Source organism: Marinomonas sp. 63XJN7_9_ISO-PGPR-S23-217 (assembly GCF_056173515.1).
In genome coordinates, this window is record NZ_CM149678.1 from 1,997,060 (window position 1) to 2,013,647 (window position 16,588).

The 16,588-nt window shown below is 44.5% G+C and carries 19 protein-coding genes; 11 read left to right on the top strand and 8 right to left on the bottom strand.

Annotation, left to right across the window (positions count from 1 at the left end; genetic code table 11):
- Positions 1 to 34: 34 nt before the first annotated feature.
- The 3 genes from sucC to AC0VYI_RS09375 all read left to right on the top strand — a co-directional run bounded on the left by sucC (position 35) and on the right by AC0VYI_RS09375 (position 2,381).
- A complete protein-coding gene (gene sucC, locus AC0VYI_RS09365; protein ID WP_199476032.1) occupies positions 35 to 1,201 on the top strand; it encodes an ADP-forming succinate--CoA ligase subunit beta in 1,167 nt (388 codons plus the stop codon).
- A gap of 2 nt (positions 1,202 to 1,203) precedes the next feature.
- The gene (gene sucD / locus AC0VYI_RS09370; protein ID WP_199476033.1) at positions 1,204 to 2,076 is read left to right on the top strand and encodes a succinate--CoA ligase subunit alpha; all 873 of its coding nucleotides are present in this window, start codon (positions 1,204 to 1,206) and stop codon (positions 2,074 to 2,076) included.
- 86 nt (positions 2,077 to 2,162) lie between these two features.
- Positions 2,163 to 2,381, top strand: coding sequence for a cysteine-rich CWC family protein (locus AC0VYI_RS09375; protein WP_475448904.1), 219 nt, complete (start codon positions 2,163 to 2,165; stop codon positions 2,379 to 2,381).
- Positions 2,382 to 2,728: 347 nt separating this feature from the next.
- Here the strand turns inward: AC0VYI_RS09375 and AC0VYI_RS09380 are convergent, their stop codons facing one another.
- On the bottom strand, positions 2,729 to 4,465 hold the full coding sequence (locus AC0VYI_RS09380) for an OFA family MFS transporter (protein ID WP_475448906.1): 1,737 nt from the start codon (positions 4,463 to 4,465) through the stop codon (positions 2,729 to 2,731).
- A 309-nt stretch (positions 4,466 to 4,774) separates the two neighbouring features.
- On the opposite strand from AC0VYI_RS09380, the gene AC0VYI_RS09385 reads away from it, so the two are divergent.
- Complete coding sequence (locus AC0VYI_RS09385) at positions 4,775 to 5,266, top strand: hypothetical protein (protein ID WP_475448908.1); 492 nt, start codon at positions 4,775 to 4,777, stop codon at positions 5,264 to 5,266.
- Positions 5,267 to 5,418: 152 nt separating this feature from the next.
- On the opposite strand, the gene AC0VYI_RS09390 is transcribed toward AC0VYI_RS09385, so the two are convergent.
- The 4 genes from AC0VYI_RS09390 to AC0VYI_RS09405 form a co-directional block, all read right to left on the bottom strand.
- Positions 5,419 to 5,811, bottom strand: a complete 393-nt coding sequence (locus AC0VYI_RS09390) for a nucleoside-diphosphate sugar epimerase/dehydratase (protein ID WP_199476037.1) — start codon at positions 5,809 to 5,811, stop codon at positions 5,419 to 5,421.
- A 136-nt stretch (positions 5,812 to 5,947) separates the two neighbouring features.
- Positions 5,948 to 6,631, bottom strand: coding sequence for a response regulator (locus tag AC0VYI_RS09395; RefSeq protein WP_475448909.1), 684 nt, complete (start codon positions 6,629 to 6,631; stop codon positions 5,948 to 5,950).
- Positions 6,632 to 6,633: 2 nt separating this feature from the next.
- Positions 6,634 to 8,232 carry an ATP-binding protein gene (locus AC0VYI_RS09400; RefSeq protein ID WP_475448911.1) on the bottom strand — a complete coding sequence of 533 codons (1,599 nt, stop codon included), beginning with the start codon at positions 8,230 to 8,232 and terminating at the stop codon, positions 6,634 to 6,636.
- A gap of 138 nt (positions 8,233 to 8,370) precedes the next feature.
- Complete coding sequence (locus tag AC0VYI_RS09405; protein WP_475448913.1) at positions 8,371 to 9,663, bottom strand: 2-hydroxycarboxylate transporter family protein; 1,293 nt, start codon at positions 9,661 to 9,663, stop codon at positions 8,371 to 8,373.
- 246 nt (positions 9,664 to 9,909) lie between these two features.
- On the opposite strand from AC0VYI_RS09405, the gene AC0VYI_RS09410 reads away from it, so the two are divergent.
- The 5 genes from AC0VYI_RS09410 to AC0VYI_RS09430 are packed head-to-tail and all read left to right on the top strand — an operon-like array spanning position 9,910 to position 12,711.
- On the top strand, positions 9,910 to 10,218 hold the full coding sequence (locus tag AC0VYI_RS09410; protein ID WP_199476041.1) for a hypothetical protein: 309 nt from the start codon (positions 9,910 to 9,912) through the stop codon (positions 10,216 to 10,218).
- A 25-nt stretch (positions 10,219 to 10,243) separates the two neighbouring features.
- Entirely contained in the window at positions 10,244 to 10,666 is a 423-nt protein-coding gene (locus tag AC0VYI_RS09415; protein ID WP_475448915.1) for a nuclear transport factor 2 family protein, read from the top strand.
- A gap of 33 nt (positions 10,667 to 10,699) precedes the next feature.
- Entirely contained in the window at positions 10,700 to 11,122 is a 423-nt protein-coding gene (locus AC0VYI_RS09420; protein ID WP_067016306.1) for a gamma-glutamylcyclotransferase family protein, read from the top strand.
- Between the two features lie 35 nt (positions 11,123 to 11,157).
- Positions 11,158 to 11,712, top strand: coding sequence for a flavodoxin family protein (locus tag AC0VYI_RS09425; RefSeq protein ID WP_475448916.1), 555 nt, complete (start codon positions 11,158 to 11,160; stop codon positions 11,710 to 11,712).
- Between the two features lie 39 nt (positions 11,713 to 11,751).
- On the top strand, positions 11,752 to 12,711 hold the full coding sequence (locus AC0VYI_RS09430) for an NAD(P)H-dependent flavin oxidoreductase (RefSeq protein WP_475448918.1): 960 nt from the start codon (positions 11,752 to 11,754) through the stop codon (positions 12,709 to 12,711).
- A gap of 398 nt (positions 12,712 to 13,109) precedes the next feature.
- On the opposite strand, the gene AC0VYI_RS09435 is transcribed toward AC0VYI_RS09430, so the two are convergent.
- The 3 genes from AC0VYI_RS09435 to AC0VYI_RS09445 are packed head-to-tail and all read right to left on the bottom strand — an operon-like array spanning position 13,110 to position 14,682.
- Complete coding sequence (locus AC0VYI_RS09435) at positions 13,110 to 14,351, bottom strand: MFS transporter (RefSeq protein WP_475448919.1); 1,242 nt, start codon at positions 14,349 to 14,351, stop codon at positions 13,110 to 13,112.
- Positions 14,348 to 14,506, bottom strand: coding sequence for a hypothetical protein (locus AC0VYI_RS09440; protein ID WP_475448921.1), 159 nt, complete (start codon positions 14,504 to 14,506; stop codon positions 14,348 to 14,350). The genes AC0VYI_RS09435 and AC0VYI_RS09440 overlap by 4 nt, the downstream gene beginning before the upstream one ends.
- Complete coding sequence (locus AC0VYI_RS09445) at positions 14,503 to 14,682, bottom strand: winged helix-turn-helix domain-containing protein (protein WP_475448922.1); 180 nt, start codon at positions 14,680 to 14,682, stop codon at positions 14,503 to 14,505. The genes AC0VYI_RS09440 and AC0VYI_RS09445 overlap by 4 nt, the downstream gene beginning before the upstream one ends.
- Before the next feature lie 294 nt (positions 14,683 to 14,976).
- Here AC0VYI_RS09445 and AC0VYI_RS09450 point away from each other — a divergent pair, with 294 nt between their 5' ends.
- The gene (locus AC0VYI_RS09450) at positions 14,977 to 16,230 is read left to right on the top strand and encodes a sarcosine oxidase subunit beta family protein (protein ID WP_199476046.1); all 1,254 of its coding nucleotides are present in this window, start codon (positions 14,977 to 14,979) and stop codon (positions 16,228 to 16,230) included.
- 72 nt (positions 16,231 to 16,302) lie between these two features.
- On the top strand, positions 16,303 to 16,587 hold the full coding sequence (locus tag AC0VYI_RS09455) for a sarcosine oxidase subunit delta (protein ID WP_199476047.1): 285 nt from the start codon (positions 16,303 to 16,305) through the stop codon (positions 16,585 to 16,587).
- Position 16,588 lies beyond the last annotated feature (1 nt).

Consider the following 16,588-nt stretch of genomic DNA (forward strand, 5'->3'; position numbering starts at 1 on the left):
TTATCTCAATCATTTATATGAGCGGAAGAATCAAATGAACCTACATGAATATCAGGCTAAACAGCTTTTTGCTGAATATGGCCTGCCAGTATCTACAGGGTACGCAGTAGACACGCCTGAAGAGGCCGTGGAAGCAGCGAAAAAAATTGGTGGTGACAAGTGGGTTGTAAAAGCTCAAGTTCACGCAGGTGGCCGTGGTAAAGCTGGTGGCGTAAAACTTGTTGATTCTTATGATGAAGTAAAAGCATTTGCAGCAAACTGGTTAGGTAAAAATCTTGTTACTTACCAAACTGACGAAAAAGGTCAGCCTGTTGCTAAGATCCTAGTTGAATCTTGCACTGACATCGCAAACGAATTGTACCTAGGGGCTGTTGTTGACCGTTCAACTCGTAGAGTGGTTTTCATGGCGTCTACCGAAGGTGGCGTTGAAATCGAGAAAGTGGCGGAAGAAACCCCAGAGCTAATCCACAAAGCGATCATCGATCCTCTAGTGGGTGCACAGCCTTACCAAGCACGCGAAATCGCGTTCAAAATGGGTCTAAATGCCGCTCAAATCAAGCAGTTCACTAAGATCTTCCTTGGTTTGTCACAAATGTTCCATGACTATGATTTCGCACTGCTAGAAATCAACCCTCTTGTTATTACTGACGAAGGTAACCTTCACTGTCTAGATGGTAAAATCAACATCGACAGCAACGCTGTATACCGTCAGAAAAAAATGCAAGAGTTCCACGATCCATCTCAAGAAGATGAGCGTGAAGCGCATGCGGCACAGTGGGAACTTAACTACGTTGCATTAGACGGAAACGTAGGTTGCATGGTAAACGGTGCTGGTCTAGCAATGGGGACTATGGACATTGTTAACTTACACGGCGGTAAACCTGCTAACTTCCTAGACGTAGGTGGCGGTGCAACGAAAGAGCGTGTTGCTGAAGCATTCAAAATCATCCTTTCTGACAGCAATGTTAAAGCGGTATTGGTTAACATCTTCGGTGGTATCGTACGTTGTGACATGATTGCTGAAGGTATCATCGGTGCAGTAGAACAAGTAGGTGTTAACGTGCCTGTTGTTGTACGTCTTGAAGGTACTAACGCAGAAAAAGGCCGTGAAGTTCTAGCGAACTCTGGTCTAGACATCATTGCTGCGAAAAGTCTTAAAGACGCAGCTGAACAAGTTGTTAAAGCTGCGGAGGGCAAATAATAATGTCTGTTCTAATTAACAAAGATACTAAAGTAATCTGTCAGGGTTTCACTGGCGGCCAAGGTACATTCCACTCTGAGCAAGCGATTGCTTACGGAACGAAAATGGTTGGTGGTGTTACTCCAGGTAAAGGTGGTCAAACTCACCTAGGTCTACCTGTATTCAACACAGTAAAAGAAGCGGTAGAAGAAACAGGCGCAGAAGCATCTGTTATCTATGTTCCAGCGCCTTTCTGTAAAGATTCTATCCTTGAAGCAGCAAATGCTGGTATCAAGTTGATCGTTTGTATCACTGAAGGTGTACCAACGCTTGATATGCTTGACTGCAAAGTGAAGTGTGACGAGCTTGGTGTTCGCCTAATCGGCCCTAACTGCCCAGGTGTTATCACACCAGGTGAATGTAAGATCGGTATCATGCCTGGTCACATCCACTTGCCAGGTAAAGTTGGTATCGTGTCTCGCTCTGGTACATTGACTTATGAAGCGGTTAAGCAAACAACAGATGCTGGCTTCGGTCAATCTACTTGTGTTGGTATCGGTGGCGATCCAATCCCTGGTTCTAACTTCATCGACATTCTAGAAATGTTCCAAAACGATCCTCAAACTGAAGCGATCGTTATGATCGGTGAGATCGGTGGTACAGCAGAAGAAGAAGCGGCAGCTTACATCAAAGCAAACGTAACAAAACCTGTTGTGTCTTACATTGCTGGTGTAACAGCACCTGCTGGTAAGCGTATGGGTCACGCTGGTGCGATCATTTCTGGCGGTAAAGGTACAGCTGATGAGAAATTCGCAGCTCTACAAGATGCAGGCGTTAAGACTGTTCGTTCTCTAGCAGACATCGGTGCTGCACTTAAAGAAATTACTGGCTGGTAAGTCGATAATTTCACTATAAATCTTTATAGTAAAATCCCTGCCTAGGCAGGGATTTTTTTTGCTTATTTTTCTCTAACGGTGATGTGATGGTTCAAGAAAAGAGTGAGGCAATATGCCCAATATGTGCTAGGGCGAATGCATGTAACGCGCAGGGTAATTGTTGGTGTTTTCATTATATTGTTCCCGATTCCTTGCTGGCTCTTTTAGCAACACATCATATTGACCGACGCTGTGTCTGCCAGACTTGTATTGATTGCTTTAAATCCGATCCTGAGCACTTTGAGCAAACCTATTTTACACGCTAAGCACGGCTATGAATAACCTCAAAACAGAGTCGGTTTGCTCACTTTCTTTTTTCCTATGGCTCTATATGCTTAGCCAATACATCGGCCAAACTCAGAGGGTCTATAGCGGCTTTATCCGCTGATTGTGTAGAGTGTTTTAACTTGAGACCTTTGCACGATGTCACGAGCGACGCCAAAACGCGGCAAAAACAGACGAGAAAGCGGAGTTTATAGCTATAAATGAGCATTTTGAGCCTGTTTTTAACAAAGTATTGGCAAGCGCAGTAGTCGTGCAAAAGTCTCAACTTATATTTTGCTGTGTAAATAACGGCACTGACTGGAATGCGCTAGGCAGTGCCGGGTTTGCGTTATGCTTTTAGGTCTGGGTGAGTATGACCTACGTGATGTTTCGCTTGGACCGGCCTTACCATTAGGTTGGCAAAAAATGCAATCACTAATAAGCCAGCCATGACATACATGGTTGTGTTGTACAGGCTAGAGGTTGGGTCAATCGTACCAATCGGGGCTATTTCCATTAACTTGGCAACCGTGACCGTTTTGGCCGCCACTAACTCATTTAATTGACTGATAGGCGCGTTAAACTTAGCTTGAAACGCGGCGGGGTCGATCTTGCTGGCTAAATTTTTGATGGCATTTTCGACGGATAAGTTTCTTAAATACGTAATAACAAACGGCCCAAGAACGCCCGCAGTTGACCAAGCGGTTAATAAACGCCCATGTATACCGCCAACGTGAAGAGTGCCAAAAATATCGGCCAAATACGCAGGGATAGTCGCAAAGCCACCACCATACATTGTAAAAATAATCATGGTCGCCGCATAAAATAAAATGAGCCAAGTGATGGATGGATCGGCGCTGACGGCAGAGGCGGCATAAGGAATGGAAAGGTACAAAAGTGTACCGATGACAAAAAAGCAATGAAATGTGTTTTTGCGGCCAATAAAGTCGGAGGTCGATGCCCAGAAAAAGCGGCCGCACATATTAAACACTGAAATCATTAGAACATAAGTGCCAGCAAAGCTGGCTGTAGCAATCGTGGGTAAGGTTGTCCCAAAAATTTCTGTCATCATGGTTTTAGCGATACCAATGACACCAATTCCTGCGGTAACGTTAAAACATAATACAATCCATAAAAGCCAGAATTGAGGTGTTTTTAACGACTGATCAATATGGACGCTATTGGTCGTGATCATGTTGCTAATGGCATTGTCTTTAACGGGTGGAACCCATCCTTCCGGTTTCCAGTTTTTCGCAGGAATACGATACGCGAAAGAAGCCAGTATCATTATAATAAAATAAATAATGCCAAGGGTAAGAAACACACTAGAGGCGCCAGTATTTCCTGTGCCAACCACATACACACCAGCATCGCCAGGCATAGGAAGTTTAGCGGCTTCCGCAGCCGTTGCGACCACTACTTCTACCTTACCACTTGCCAATTCAGCAAAACGCTTACCGCCTTCTGTGATTAAATGAATGGCCGATTCAGTACCAAGATAGGTCGGTGCAGTGGCAAACTTTGCCAATAAATAAGTGATTAGTGGCGCGCCAATGATAGCACCGCCACCAAATCCCATGATTGCCATACCAGTTGCCATACCTCTTTTATCAGGGAACCAGCGTAACAGCGTTGATACAGGAGATACGTAGCCAAGTCCTAAGCCGCAGCCGCCTAATACGCCATACCCCAAATAGAGAAGCCATAATTGATGGGTGGAAATGCCGATACTGCCAATAATAAAGCCACCGCCCCAAAGAAAGGCAGCAGTGACGCCAACACAACGAGGCCCAACCTCTTCAAGCCACTTTCCTGCGATGGCGGCAGCAAGCCCTAAAAACACAATAGCTACTGAAAAAATCCAAACGACACTGCTTAAACTCCAGTCTTCTGCAGCACTGGTCACAACGCCAAACTCTTTGGTTAGCGCTGGGTTGAAAATGCTCCAAGCGTAAACAGAACCAATGCATAAATGAATGGCAATAGAGGCGGGAGGGACAAGCCAACGATTAAAACCGGGGGAGGCAACAATTTTATCTTTCATTAAAAAAGAGAATAAATGCTGAGCAGAATTTGCTTGTTTCATTTTCATATCCCTTGTTGTTGTATTTTTTGTAAATTTATTGTTATTTTTTTGTCAGTTTTTATAGCTTTGAATTGCATCATAGCGGAAAAAAGAGATTTATCCATTAGATTTTTTTATTGATCTTTTTATTGGTTGGGGGTATTTAGTTCTTTGTTGGCTAAAGAAAGGGCTTTTTATTTTTCGTCTTTCACTATGTTTGTCATGAAGCTATTCTAGATCGAAAGCTTTGTGAAACTAAAACGGCATGGTTTGCCTGTTCATGCATTCAGGGATAGAGTATTTCTACTAACAGTAATACGAGGATAAGTAATGGTAAGCTCAAATAATAAAACGATTACTCGAACGATGACGCGTGGTGTCGTGGCGGCACTACTGGTGACTCAGCTAACGGCATGTGGAACGATTTTATACCCTGATCGTCGCGGTCAAGAGTCTGGAAGGATTGATGTGGGCGTGGCAGTATTGGATGCGCTTGGGTTACTGTTTTTCTTTGTACCTGGTGTGGTTGCTTTTGGTGTTGACTTTGCGACGGGGGCTATCTACTTACCGGGGGGTAAAGTTGCTTCGCTAACACCTGATGAACTCAACAAAATAAAAGAAGGGCAAGACAAAGTGAATGTAGGTGCCTTGCAAACTATTCTAGCGCAACGAGGTGATATTGACCTTCCTAAAGCGGCCTCTAAAGATCCGTTAAGTGTTGTGGCAATGTCCTCTAAACAGGCTTTACTGAATGCGATTAATTCGCCTAGCCAAGCGGTTGCTATGGCATCTCACTCCGCTACTTCCGTCGCCTATCAATAGGCTATTTCACTTAATTACTTCGTATTCGACTCATCATCCTATTTGGAGGAAGACAGTGTGCTACTGTTAATTTTCCAAATAGGGTGATGAGCCATTAGGTGTCTTCACCACCTGAGTTTGATTCGATATTAAATACGATTGTCTTATTGTATTTAATTAGGGATAGTTTTTAGTTGATCGATTTGCTCTTCGAGGGGTATATCAGAAGGAAAGTGTAATAGAGTCGCTTTACTCGTTTGAATTTCGTGAATGACTTCAGGTGCGAGTTTGGGCTTCTGACCGTCAATTTGAATAACCCATTTTACGCTATGTTTTTTAATCAGAGCGCATAAATCGCTTGGGTAATAAATGGTAATACCATGCATTTGAGTTTTATTAACCCATGGCTCCTCATCAATTAAGGCAACGATTTTTAAGTGAGTATGGGTATTTTGCAAGGCCTGCGCTAGGGCGTAGCTTGGATAGTCGATGCCAACTAAAATAATATTAGTAATCGGCCTTTTGACGCCAAGTAGGTGAGTAAACCAACGCTTCATTCGTCCCATTGCGCTGTTCTCCAAGATGAAATGTTACGGTCTGAACGAAGTATTCTATGCTTTTCGAGCAATGGGTCGCAGCAATCGATGAACTAGATGCCTCGTTACGCTAACGACCCGGTACCCATTAATTTGATGGGGTTTATCAAGATGTAGAGGTTTTTGTATAGCGCTGTTTAGGGCGACCACCCGTTTTATAGTCGAGTGTCATAGTCACTTGTCCGCATTCTTCTAAATATTCAAGGTAGCGTCGTGTGGTAATACGGCTCAAATTGATCGCATTGCCTACTTCTTCTGCGGTAAAGTCGTTTTCTCCCAATGTCTCTAAATGCTCGTTTAATACTTCGAGTGTTTTTTCATCAATACCTTTTGGTGTTTTTCGTCGGTTCGCTAGTGATACGGGCTTACGAAATAGGGCGTCGATACCTTCCTGATCAATTTTTCCGGATCTGGCTAATTGCTTTCTTAAATCAAGGTAGTCTGTTAAGGCTTGTAATACACGAGACATGCGCAGTGGCTTTACCAGATAATCCATGACGCCTAATTGGATGGCTTTCTCTATGGTCGAGGTTTCACGCTCTGCAGTTGTCATGATGAAGGTGCCGTCAAAGTTATGGCTTTTTAATTGACGAATTAAGTCAATGCCATCCCCATCGGGTAGCGTAATGTCCACCATAATCAATTCTGGGGAAAAGGCGTCTGCTTTTAAAAGGGCTTCCGCTACACTTTCGCATACCGCAACGACTTGAAACTCGTTATGTTGGTTTATGGTATTTTCGAGCACATAGCTGGCTCGAATATCGTCTTCGACGACCATGACAGGAATCATATTCATCTCGTTAGTGCCTGTTTATCTAAATACACGCTAAAGACGGTCGTATGGGCTTCACTACGTTCCCAATCCAAGCTGCCTTGATATTGATCGACAATTTTTTTCACTAGGTATAAGCCGATACCATGCTGTTCTGAGCTGTGTTTACTGCTGATGCCAAAATCCAAAATCCGATTTTCTAAATCGTCTGGAATGCCCGCACCGCTGTCTTCTAATTCAATCATAATATGTGCACTGCGGTCACTGATATAGAGACTAATTTCTGGAGGGGTCTGATCGCGATTGGACCAGGCAGCCAGTAGAGCATTATCAATTAAATTACCAAGTAATGTTACTAAATTCTCCGAGACCTGGGCAGGGTAGCCTCCTAAGTAACTGTCAGCATCGATATGAAACTCTACTTTAGAATCAAGCGCTTTGTTCTGCTTGGCAAGGATTAATCCAGCTACGGCGCTGTTTTCAATGGAGTGAATCACTTGTCTGAGAATCTTCTGATACCCGTCGCTTTCTTGTTGCAAATATTCGACGGCATCGTGATAGCGCTCGCTTTGCAACATGCCTGACAAAACATTTAACCGATTAGAATACTCATGGGTTTTAGCACGCAATAAATCTGCGTAGTTTTTTGTGGTAATCAGCTCTTGCTCAAGGGATTTTTCTTCATAGTTAGGGAAAAACACAATCACGTAGCCATATTGGCCTTTTTTGTGATGCATAGGATAAAGGTTAGCGTAAAACGCCACTTTGCCAATATGGAAGTCACGTTTTGATAACTGGCCATTGGCTTCCAGTGCAAAATGTGACAAGGCCTGAGAGTGATTGCTAAGTTGATCCCCGATGACCTGATAGCGACTGGGGATATTTCTGTCGAGCCATTCAACGGCGGTATTATTGATTGTGGTGATCTTTTGGTGAGTGTCGATGGCGATAATTCCATCGCGAATACTATCGAGCAGTAACTCTTGTTCTTTAAACTTCTGGACAATTTCCTCTGGCTCAAGGCTTAAAAAAGTCCGTTTTAGTTTGAGGATAAAAAAACCGGCAATAACGATGCCTAGTAAATAGACAAAACCAACGAGAAGGGCCGCTTCTTGCAAGTGTCGATAGATTAGATCCCCTGTTGGCTTCGACAAATAACCAATGCTCACAGCCCCAATGATCTTGCCATCCACGCGAATAGGGGTGAAATTTCGAATGGCCATGCCTAAAGAGCCTCGGGAGACATCCGTATAATCACGCCCTTTATCCAGTGCTTCGTAAACATCATTACCTACGAATTTTTTACCAACACGTGTGGCAATAGGGTGGCTCAAACGAATGGCGTGTTTATTCACCACAACAATAAACGAGGCGTCTGTACTGGAACGCAAGGTCTCAATGTAGTGTTCAAGTGAGGTCGGTATACCTGAATTGCTTTGCTGAACGGCTTTAATGACCTTTTCATCGTGGGCCACGACTCGGGCCAGTTCTATGCCTCGCTGACTGATGCCTTCTAGGTAGGTTTGTTTTAAGGAGTAACCAAATACCACACCCACAGCAACCACAATAATGGTAATGGTCGATAATGTGATCAGGGCAAGATAGGACTTTAAGGTCATTCGCGAATCAGGGTAAATAAAAGAAGAAACGCTAGTATACAACATGTACAAATAATGAGTAAGGAGGGAAGGGAGAAGTGAAGTAAAAGAGAGAAGCCGTTATGGGCTTCTCTCTAGAGATGGCTTATTTAATAAGACTTAAGAGAACATCTGGATCACGATCGAAGCCAAAATCAGCATAAATGCACCACCAATTCGTGATGAGATCTGAGCGAAAGGCATTAGGTTCATACGTTTACACGCAGCCAATACCGCAACATCGCCTGTTCCACCCATGTTTGCCATACAAAGACCACCAGTAATGGCAGACTCGATAGGGTAAAAGCCCATCAAACGACCCATTAGACCAGCACCAATCATCGCACCAACCACAGTAGCTAATACAAGAATGAAGTACATAGGCGTTAAGGCATCAAGGATCAGGTTAATGTTGGTATAAACCACACCGATACCCACTAGGAGTGCAGGGGTTAAATTGCCAACAACAAATTTAAACCAAGATTGTGCCGCTTGTTCCAGTTCGACAGGCATTAGGTTCAATACTTTAATAATGGCAACAGAAATGATCATCAATGCATACAAAGGCATATCAATGAAACTGTGCAGTAAAGAGCCTAAGAAAAACATACTAATCGCTAATAGAGCGCCTGTTGCTAGCGTTTGGATGGTAATAGGCGCTTCTTTTTCTGATGCTTCAGGTTCTAGATTGATTTCGCCACGAATTAACTCGCCATTACCAGTCCAGCTAGGGATGATAGCCCCCAGTTTATTTAGCAAACCACCCATAATAATGGCAATAGCATTACCGATCAGTAGAGCAGGCACCATAGTGGACATCAGTGTTGTAGAGTCGACCCCCGTTGTTGAGTGAAGAATCTGAACCAGTGGTACGGCACCCGCGCCCATACCGCCGCCCATAATAGGCAGACCAATGTACATGAATCCATGGTAGAAACCTTTACCAACCAGCATAGATAATGTGCCTGCTAGTAAACAAGCGACCGCTGCTGAGGCCAAAATAACCGGAATGTAACGCAGAGCAGCTTTTTTCAAGGTCTCTGTTTTCATGCCGAAAATGGAGCCAGTGACCAAACTTGCCACGTAAAATCCTAAGAAACCACCGCTCTTCATAAAAGTCGTCATGGTATCGATAGAGTTTTGTGGGAATAGGCCACTGTTGTGGAAAAGGTAAGAAGAACCAAAAATAACAACGATAGCTCCGCCACCGAAATATTGGTTGATAATGGGGGTCCGGTCCCCAATATAGTTTAGAATAAAGCCGACTACAGCCATAATGCCCATCGCACCAATGATACCGGAAGGCATTTTACCTAAGTAAGTGGTGATAAGGATAACGGCGCCGACTAGGGCAAACACGATTTTTTGCGCACGAATACTTGATTGTGCCGTCGTAGCATCGGTTAAGATCATGGAGGACTCTCTTTATTTTTCTGTTTGTTTTATTGTGCAGCGAAGTCTACCAATCTTCTGGCTCGGCGGAAGATCTGGGGCTTTTTATGAAAGTAAAAAGCGGTTTTGTAAGTTTAGTAATGGGTTTTATATGCATTTTTAGTCAATTTTGAGGAAGTATATAGAGTCAATCGTAATATTATTTATGGTCGATAAACGAATGGGGCGATTTGTTTTGTCCATTACTAAGACACTAAGGAAGCCCAAATGAAATGCCCATCTTGCAATACTGCTAGCAAAAACAAAGCCTTTAAAAATATTCAAAAAGGTGGAAAAAGAATTGAAGTGCAATGTCCACATTGCGATCAATGGTTGACAATTGACCCCGCAACAATGAAATTCAAATTTGCGGGCTATGCATTAATACTCATCCCAAGTCTCTTGAATTTTTTTATTGATGATGTGCATTACCGATTAATTTTGTCAGTGATTGCATTGCTGGGGGCTTGTCTTGCTGTATTTGGTGTTGTCCGCACCAAATTGATCCCTATTGAACCGAGTCATGACAGCAAATAAAGCGCCTTAACGACAGGGGGCGTAAATGAAAAAAAAGCTTGAGGTAAAGGTTGCTATGGAAGCGAAACAAATTGTTCTAGCGTATTGGCAGGCCATGAGAAGCAACGATTTCTTTGCCGCTAGCCAATATTTAGCGGACAATTTTCGTTGTGAATGGCCGCAGAGCAATGAGGTCATTTTAGGGCGAGAAAACTTTGCCAATATCAATAGCCACTATCCTGCTAACGGGATATGGACTTTTCAACTAAACAGTATCGTCGTTGAAGAGCGCCACGTTGTTACCGATGTGACTGTCTCAGACGGTACTCGAACTGATAGAGCAATTACCTTCCATACCGTCGACATAGAAACTGGGCTCATTGCCAAACAAACCGAATTTTGGCCGGAAAACTACCGCGCACCAGATTGGCGAGCAAAGTGGGTGGAAAAACTAACCGACAGGGTATGATAATGACGACCCCGTGAATAAGGAATATGTTTTGTGTACAAGGTCTTTGTATTTGGAACCTTAAAAGAAGGGTTTCCGAACTTTAAAACAAATAAAGGCATTCGTTACCGAGGCGACTTTGCAACCAAAGAACGGTACCCGCTCTATTTAGTCGGTGAACGCTTTTCACCTTGGCTTGTTTTACAGCCTGGCGAAGGCTCCCCCATCAAAGGGCAAGTTTTTGAGGTGGCGGAAGAGGTCTTAACTGAAATGGATACGTTGGAAAGAATTACCTTTCCAGATGGGTATCGGAAAGTCTGTATTCCTGTGATTTGCCAAGAGTCAGGTGAGGAGATAAGCGTCTGGGCCTATGGCAAACTACCAGCAATGCTGCAAGGAGCTCAGATCATGGCAGAGTTATCTGGTGAGTATTGTCTTGAACATGCGGCGTTATATCGTAGTCGACAGGATGAATGATTTGATTAAGTAGTATTTCTAGGGGGGAATTCAATGTGGCGGATGTTGCGTTAATCTATTTTTCTAAAACGGACATAACGGCAACGCTAATGTCAGCGGCGCAAAGAGCAATTGAATTGGCAGGGTTGAGTACATTCTCATACTGCATTCAGGGGACTGACATTATCGAAGGCCGATTTATTAAGGCGTCTGTTCTAGATGAGCTGTCTTTATGCCGCGCCGTTATCTTTGGTTCTCCAACCTATATGGGAAATGCATCCGCTCAATTCAAAGCCTTTGCTGATGCAACGAGTGTTTTTTGGACGAATCAGAGCTTATCCGGAAAACTGGCCGCAGGCATTACCTCTGGAACTGGTCTAAATGGCGATCAAACGAATACTTTGCAATATTTTTCTACGCTTTCTAGCCAGCACGGTATGCTTTGGGTCGGTTTAGATGCTTCTTATGGCGAAACAATGGATGTGAACCGACTTGGTTGCCAACTAGGCGTCGTTGCTCAATCCACAAATGGCACCGTCCACCCCCAAGATTTATTATCGGCAGAATTTCTTGCTCATAGAGTGGCGAATCTAACAAAGCGTTTTGTATAACGTTTAGTCTCTTCACTATCCAGCCAAAAGGAGCTCAGTATGATAAAAACAGAATTTACTCATTTGGTGGGTTGTGATGTCCCCATTCAACAATCCCCAATGGGGAAAGGTACTTCTACACCAAGTTTAGCCTCAGCGGTTGCCAATGGGGGTGGTTTAGGCATGCTGTCGTTAACGGGCTACAGTGGGGAAGTGATAGAAAAGATCGTTCAAGAAACCTATGCTCTGACATCCAAAAAGGTTGGGGCGAATTTTCTCTTGTATCAGCCGATTGATATCGAAACGGTGGAAGTTGCTGCTGGATTGTTGGATGTGGTGGATTTTTTCTGGGGTAAGCCAGATAAAAAGCTAGTTGATGTCGCCAAAAAAGCAGGAGCCATCACCAGTTGGCAAGTGGGCTCATTAGAAGAAGCACTATTGGCCGAAGAGGCGGGCTGTGATTTTATCACGGTACAGTCCATTGAGGCGGGTGGGCACGTCCGTGGCACGATTGATATATTCGCCTTGCTCGATCAAGTGATCGGTGCTGTAAATATCCCTGTTCTTGCTGGTGGTGGCGTTGGTTCGGGAGAATCTCTTGCTGCCGTGTTGTCAGCTGGCGCGGCTGGTGTTCGATGCGGTACGCGCTTCTTAGCCGCTTATGAAACCGAGGCCCATCCTGATTATGTCGAAGCATTAATTCAGGCTAATGCTACCGATACAGTGTACACCGACAAATTTTCTATCGGTTGGCCAGACGCACCACACCGAGTGCTTCGTTCTTCTCTTGAATCCGCTATGGCGTTTGAAGGTGACTATGTGGGTACATCCTGTGATCCTATTACGGGTGACATAAGAAACATTCCAAAATATGCTGCAGTAGAACTCCACAAAGGCATTTCTGGGCATATTGAGGCCATGCCTCATTGGGCAGGGCAGACAGTAGAGTGTATTAAGAAAAGGCAAAGCGTGTCAGAGATTATTAATGAAATAATCGATGATGCACAAAGAGCTTTATAGTTTTGATTCCGTATAGGTATAAAAATGGTTTCTCCTTGTCTAATTTTTGTATATGCAGAATTTAGGCGTAAAAGGGTACGCTAGTAAATTATTAAAAAGATCGGGTTGCATGTGTTTGAAAATAACACAGCGGCATATAACTTATACAAGTCAAACGGATATAAAACGACCAATATAGCAATGCAAAAGCTGATTACATAGTCGCCTCTGAATAAGGCGGTTTTAAAAGTGAAGCGCCATCACTTAGATAATAAGGGAGTTTGAGAGCTGGTCAAAAGTTTGCTAGCAACATATCTTTCAGTGTCCGTGGCTTATATTGGCTGATTCTCTTATCTAAACTAAGTATGTTGGTTATTGTTGAGATCTAAAATGAATTTAACTACGGTAAAACGCAAAGGCTAAGACACCTCAAAATCGTTGATTTTTCGTTTACCAAAATCACGAAACCCTTTTATTGTTAAGGGTGATAGCGTCAGTATCAGATAGATTACTCCGATAGCCATAAAAGTGTTGGAAAGCCCACTGAAGCTGACTAATGTGCCGCCAAGTAATCCACCAAATGGTAACAGGGCAAAACAGGCGGCCTGAAAAATAGACATCACCCGACCTGTCATAGCTTTCGGGGTTCTCTCGAATAGCACGGTAAATAATATCGGGTTGATAAAGCCCGCAGCCAATCCAGCGATTGATAACGTTATAAAAACCGTTGGCAGCGGGGCACTAAGAGCAAATACCAAAAAACGAGGAAATCCCGTGAGTAAAAAAGCGATAACGTACACGGGTAACCTAGGCATACGACTCCCGATAAAGCTAGCGATAATGGAGCCCAGTACTGATGAACCGGAAAAAGCAGCCAGTACTATTCCTAACATTTCAGTGCCGTAGGCGTTTGTTTTAGCCCACACTGGCATCATCACCACGAAAAAGGCTTGGTCCAGCAAGTTGGTAGCAGCCACCATGAGGACAATGCTGACCAGAACCACATCTTTACGCAAGAAATGCCAGCCTTCCAATAACTCTTTAACATAAGAAGTAATTTTTCCCTCTGTCTGGATGTGTTTGGCGGGAGAAATCAAAGGAATGCCAATGGCGATAATTAGGGTGCTAAAGATGAAGGCAATGGCATTAATAGCAAGAGCCTGACTTGGTCCCATTAAGGCAATTAACGCTCCTGCTCCAGCGGTACCAATGGTTGATGCGAGTCGCTGAATGGCTCCAGCCATACCAGTAAGTCGTTCGAGAGGCATTTTTGTCAGTTCGGCAATATCTGGAACTAGCGAGCTTTTGGCCGCATCGGCTGGTCCGCGAAGCAATCCCATCAGAAACACCACAGGAAACAGTATTGGCATGCTGAGCTTATCCATCCAATGGAGCAGGGGGATCAATGCTATGATCATGACAGAGAAGGTGTCGCAGAAAACGGCAATTTTTTTTGCCCCGATCCGGTCAATCAAAGGCCCCCCCAGCACTTTGGCAATGACATAAGGAATCATTTCCGTCATGGCGACTAGCCCCGTTAGCACCGGGCTGCCTGTGATGGTTAACACCAACCAAGGAATAGCCATCGACGAGAGCATGGTACCGGAAATTGAAAAAGCCTCGGCTATTAGCAGAGCATAGAAACTGATTTGTTTCCTCATAACGCCTCGTCCTCGTTGCGATAAGGAAGATGGCCGGGATAGGGGAAGGTATGCACCATCATGGAAAATGGCAGCCAATTTTTTGCCGCATTTTCATAAGGCTTTGGCGCATTTTCTAGCGCCTCCAGCAGGAGGCCATCGAGCTTTTTAATCAACTGTTCTGCCCTAGGCGTTCTGCCAGCAAAGAAGCGGTCGTCGGACCATTAATGCGTAGTATCCCTAAAATACTCAGCCGCACAGGATGGGCCAGAGCTTTAAGCGCGATGGTATCCGGTACAATCCGAGAGAAAGTGCGTTTTTCATTTGTTAATTCAGGTTTGATAGGCGGCATGGCTGTAGCCTGATTGAGCGACGCTTTGCAGGACTATAAGATTGCAAGCATTTGTTTGCAAATAAATGTGTGCAGATTTTTCGGTGTGATTTGATTTTTTATATAAAAGGTGGGGCGTTTTGAGGTAGATCAAAAACAGCTCAGCCCTTAGAGCGATGGGCTTACCCAAAGCCGCCATCCCCTCTGTCGTAAATCGTCATGGTGTGGACGTTTCCAAGCATAATTCTGTAAATCACAGCCCGTATCATCGTGGCTGTCATCAGTAGGTTTTTGTCTATATAGGGAACTGACCAAATGCAGCATTATTCAGGCTTTGCGTTGCTGAAGCATAGTTTCAGTCATCATGAAAATTGGCAACGAGTTTGGCGTAACCCAACCCCGAAAAAGAAATACGATGTGATCATCGTTGGCGGTGGCGGTCATGGTTTGGCGACGGCCTATTACCTTGCTAAACAGTTTGGTGTGACCAACGTCGCGGTGATCGAGAAGGGGTTCTTGGGGGGCGGTAATACGGCTCGTAATACCACCATTGTGCGTTCCAACTACTTGTGGGATGAGGCAGCACATTTATACGAGCACGCCATGAAACTCTGGGAAGGCTTGTCTCAGGATTTGAACTACAACGTCATGTTTTCTCAACGTGGTTGTTTGAATCTGGGTCATACTTTGCAGGATATGCGTGATATTGAACGACGTGTCAATGCCAACCGTTTAAACGGTATCGATGGAGAGGTGTTGGATGCTAAACAGGTCAAAGAAATTGTCCCTGCACTAGATTGCTCTGAGAACGCTCGCTATCCAGTGCTTGGCGCATCTTGGCAACCGCGAGCTGGGATTGCACGTCACGATGCGGTGGCATGGGGCTTTGCCCGTGGAGCCGATGCTCACGGTGTGGATTTGATCCAACAAACCGAAGTGGAAGATCTGATCATTGAAGACGATACAGTCGTCGGGGTGAGAACCAAACGTTATGGCGATATTAAGGCCGATCGTGTGGGGTGTGTGGTCGCAGGGAATTCCAGTGTGCTAGCGAAGATGGCAGGCTTTGAATTGCCGTTGGAGTCGCATCCATTACAAGCCTTAGTGTCTGAGCCGATCAAACCAATTCTTGATACCGTGGTCATGTCTAACCAAGTACATGGTTACGCATCACAATCCGATAAAGGGGATTTGGTAATTGGCGCGGGGATCGATGGTTATAACGGTTACGGCCAGCGAGGATCTTACAGCACCATTGAGCATACGATCCAAGCGATTGTCGAAATGTTCCCAATATTCAGCCGAGTGCGCATGAACCGTCAGTGGGGCGGTATCGTTGATACGACGCCGGATGCTTGTCCTATTATCAGTGAAACGCCCGTCAAAAATCTGTTTTTTAACTGTGGCTGGGGAACGGGTGGTTTTAAAGCCACGCCAGGGTCAGGCAATGTGTTTGCTGCGTCGTTGGCGAAGGGAGAAATGCACCCATTAGCGAAGCCGTTTTCTATGTTTCGTTTTCACGATGGGTCCTTGGTTGACGAACACGGCGCAGCTGGTGTGGCTCACTAGCGCTAGATTTTACGTTTTTATTCTAGTAGGACATTCTGGCAAAGAAAGGTTGGCTGGAAAGGAGAAAGTTCCATGTTGCATATTTATTGTCCTCATTGTGGCGAAAGTCGCGATGAAGAAGAATTTCACCCTGTAGGTCAAGCCCATATAGAACGGCCTAAAGACCCGGATGCGTGCTCAGACAAAGAATGGGGAGAGTTTTTGTATTTTCGTCGTAACCCACGAGGGCTGCACCATGAATTATGGGTGCATGCGGCAGGCTGTCGTAAGTTCTTTAATATGACGCGTAATACGCAAACCTACGAAATCAAAGAAGTCTACAAGCTTGGTGAACAACCAAGTGTTGTTGCTGAGTAGA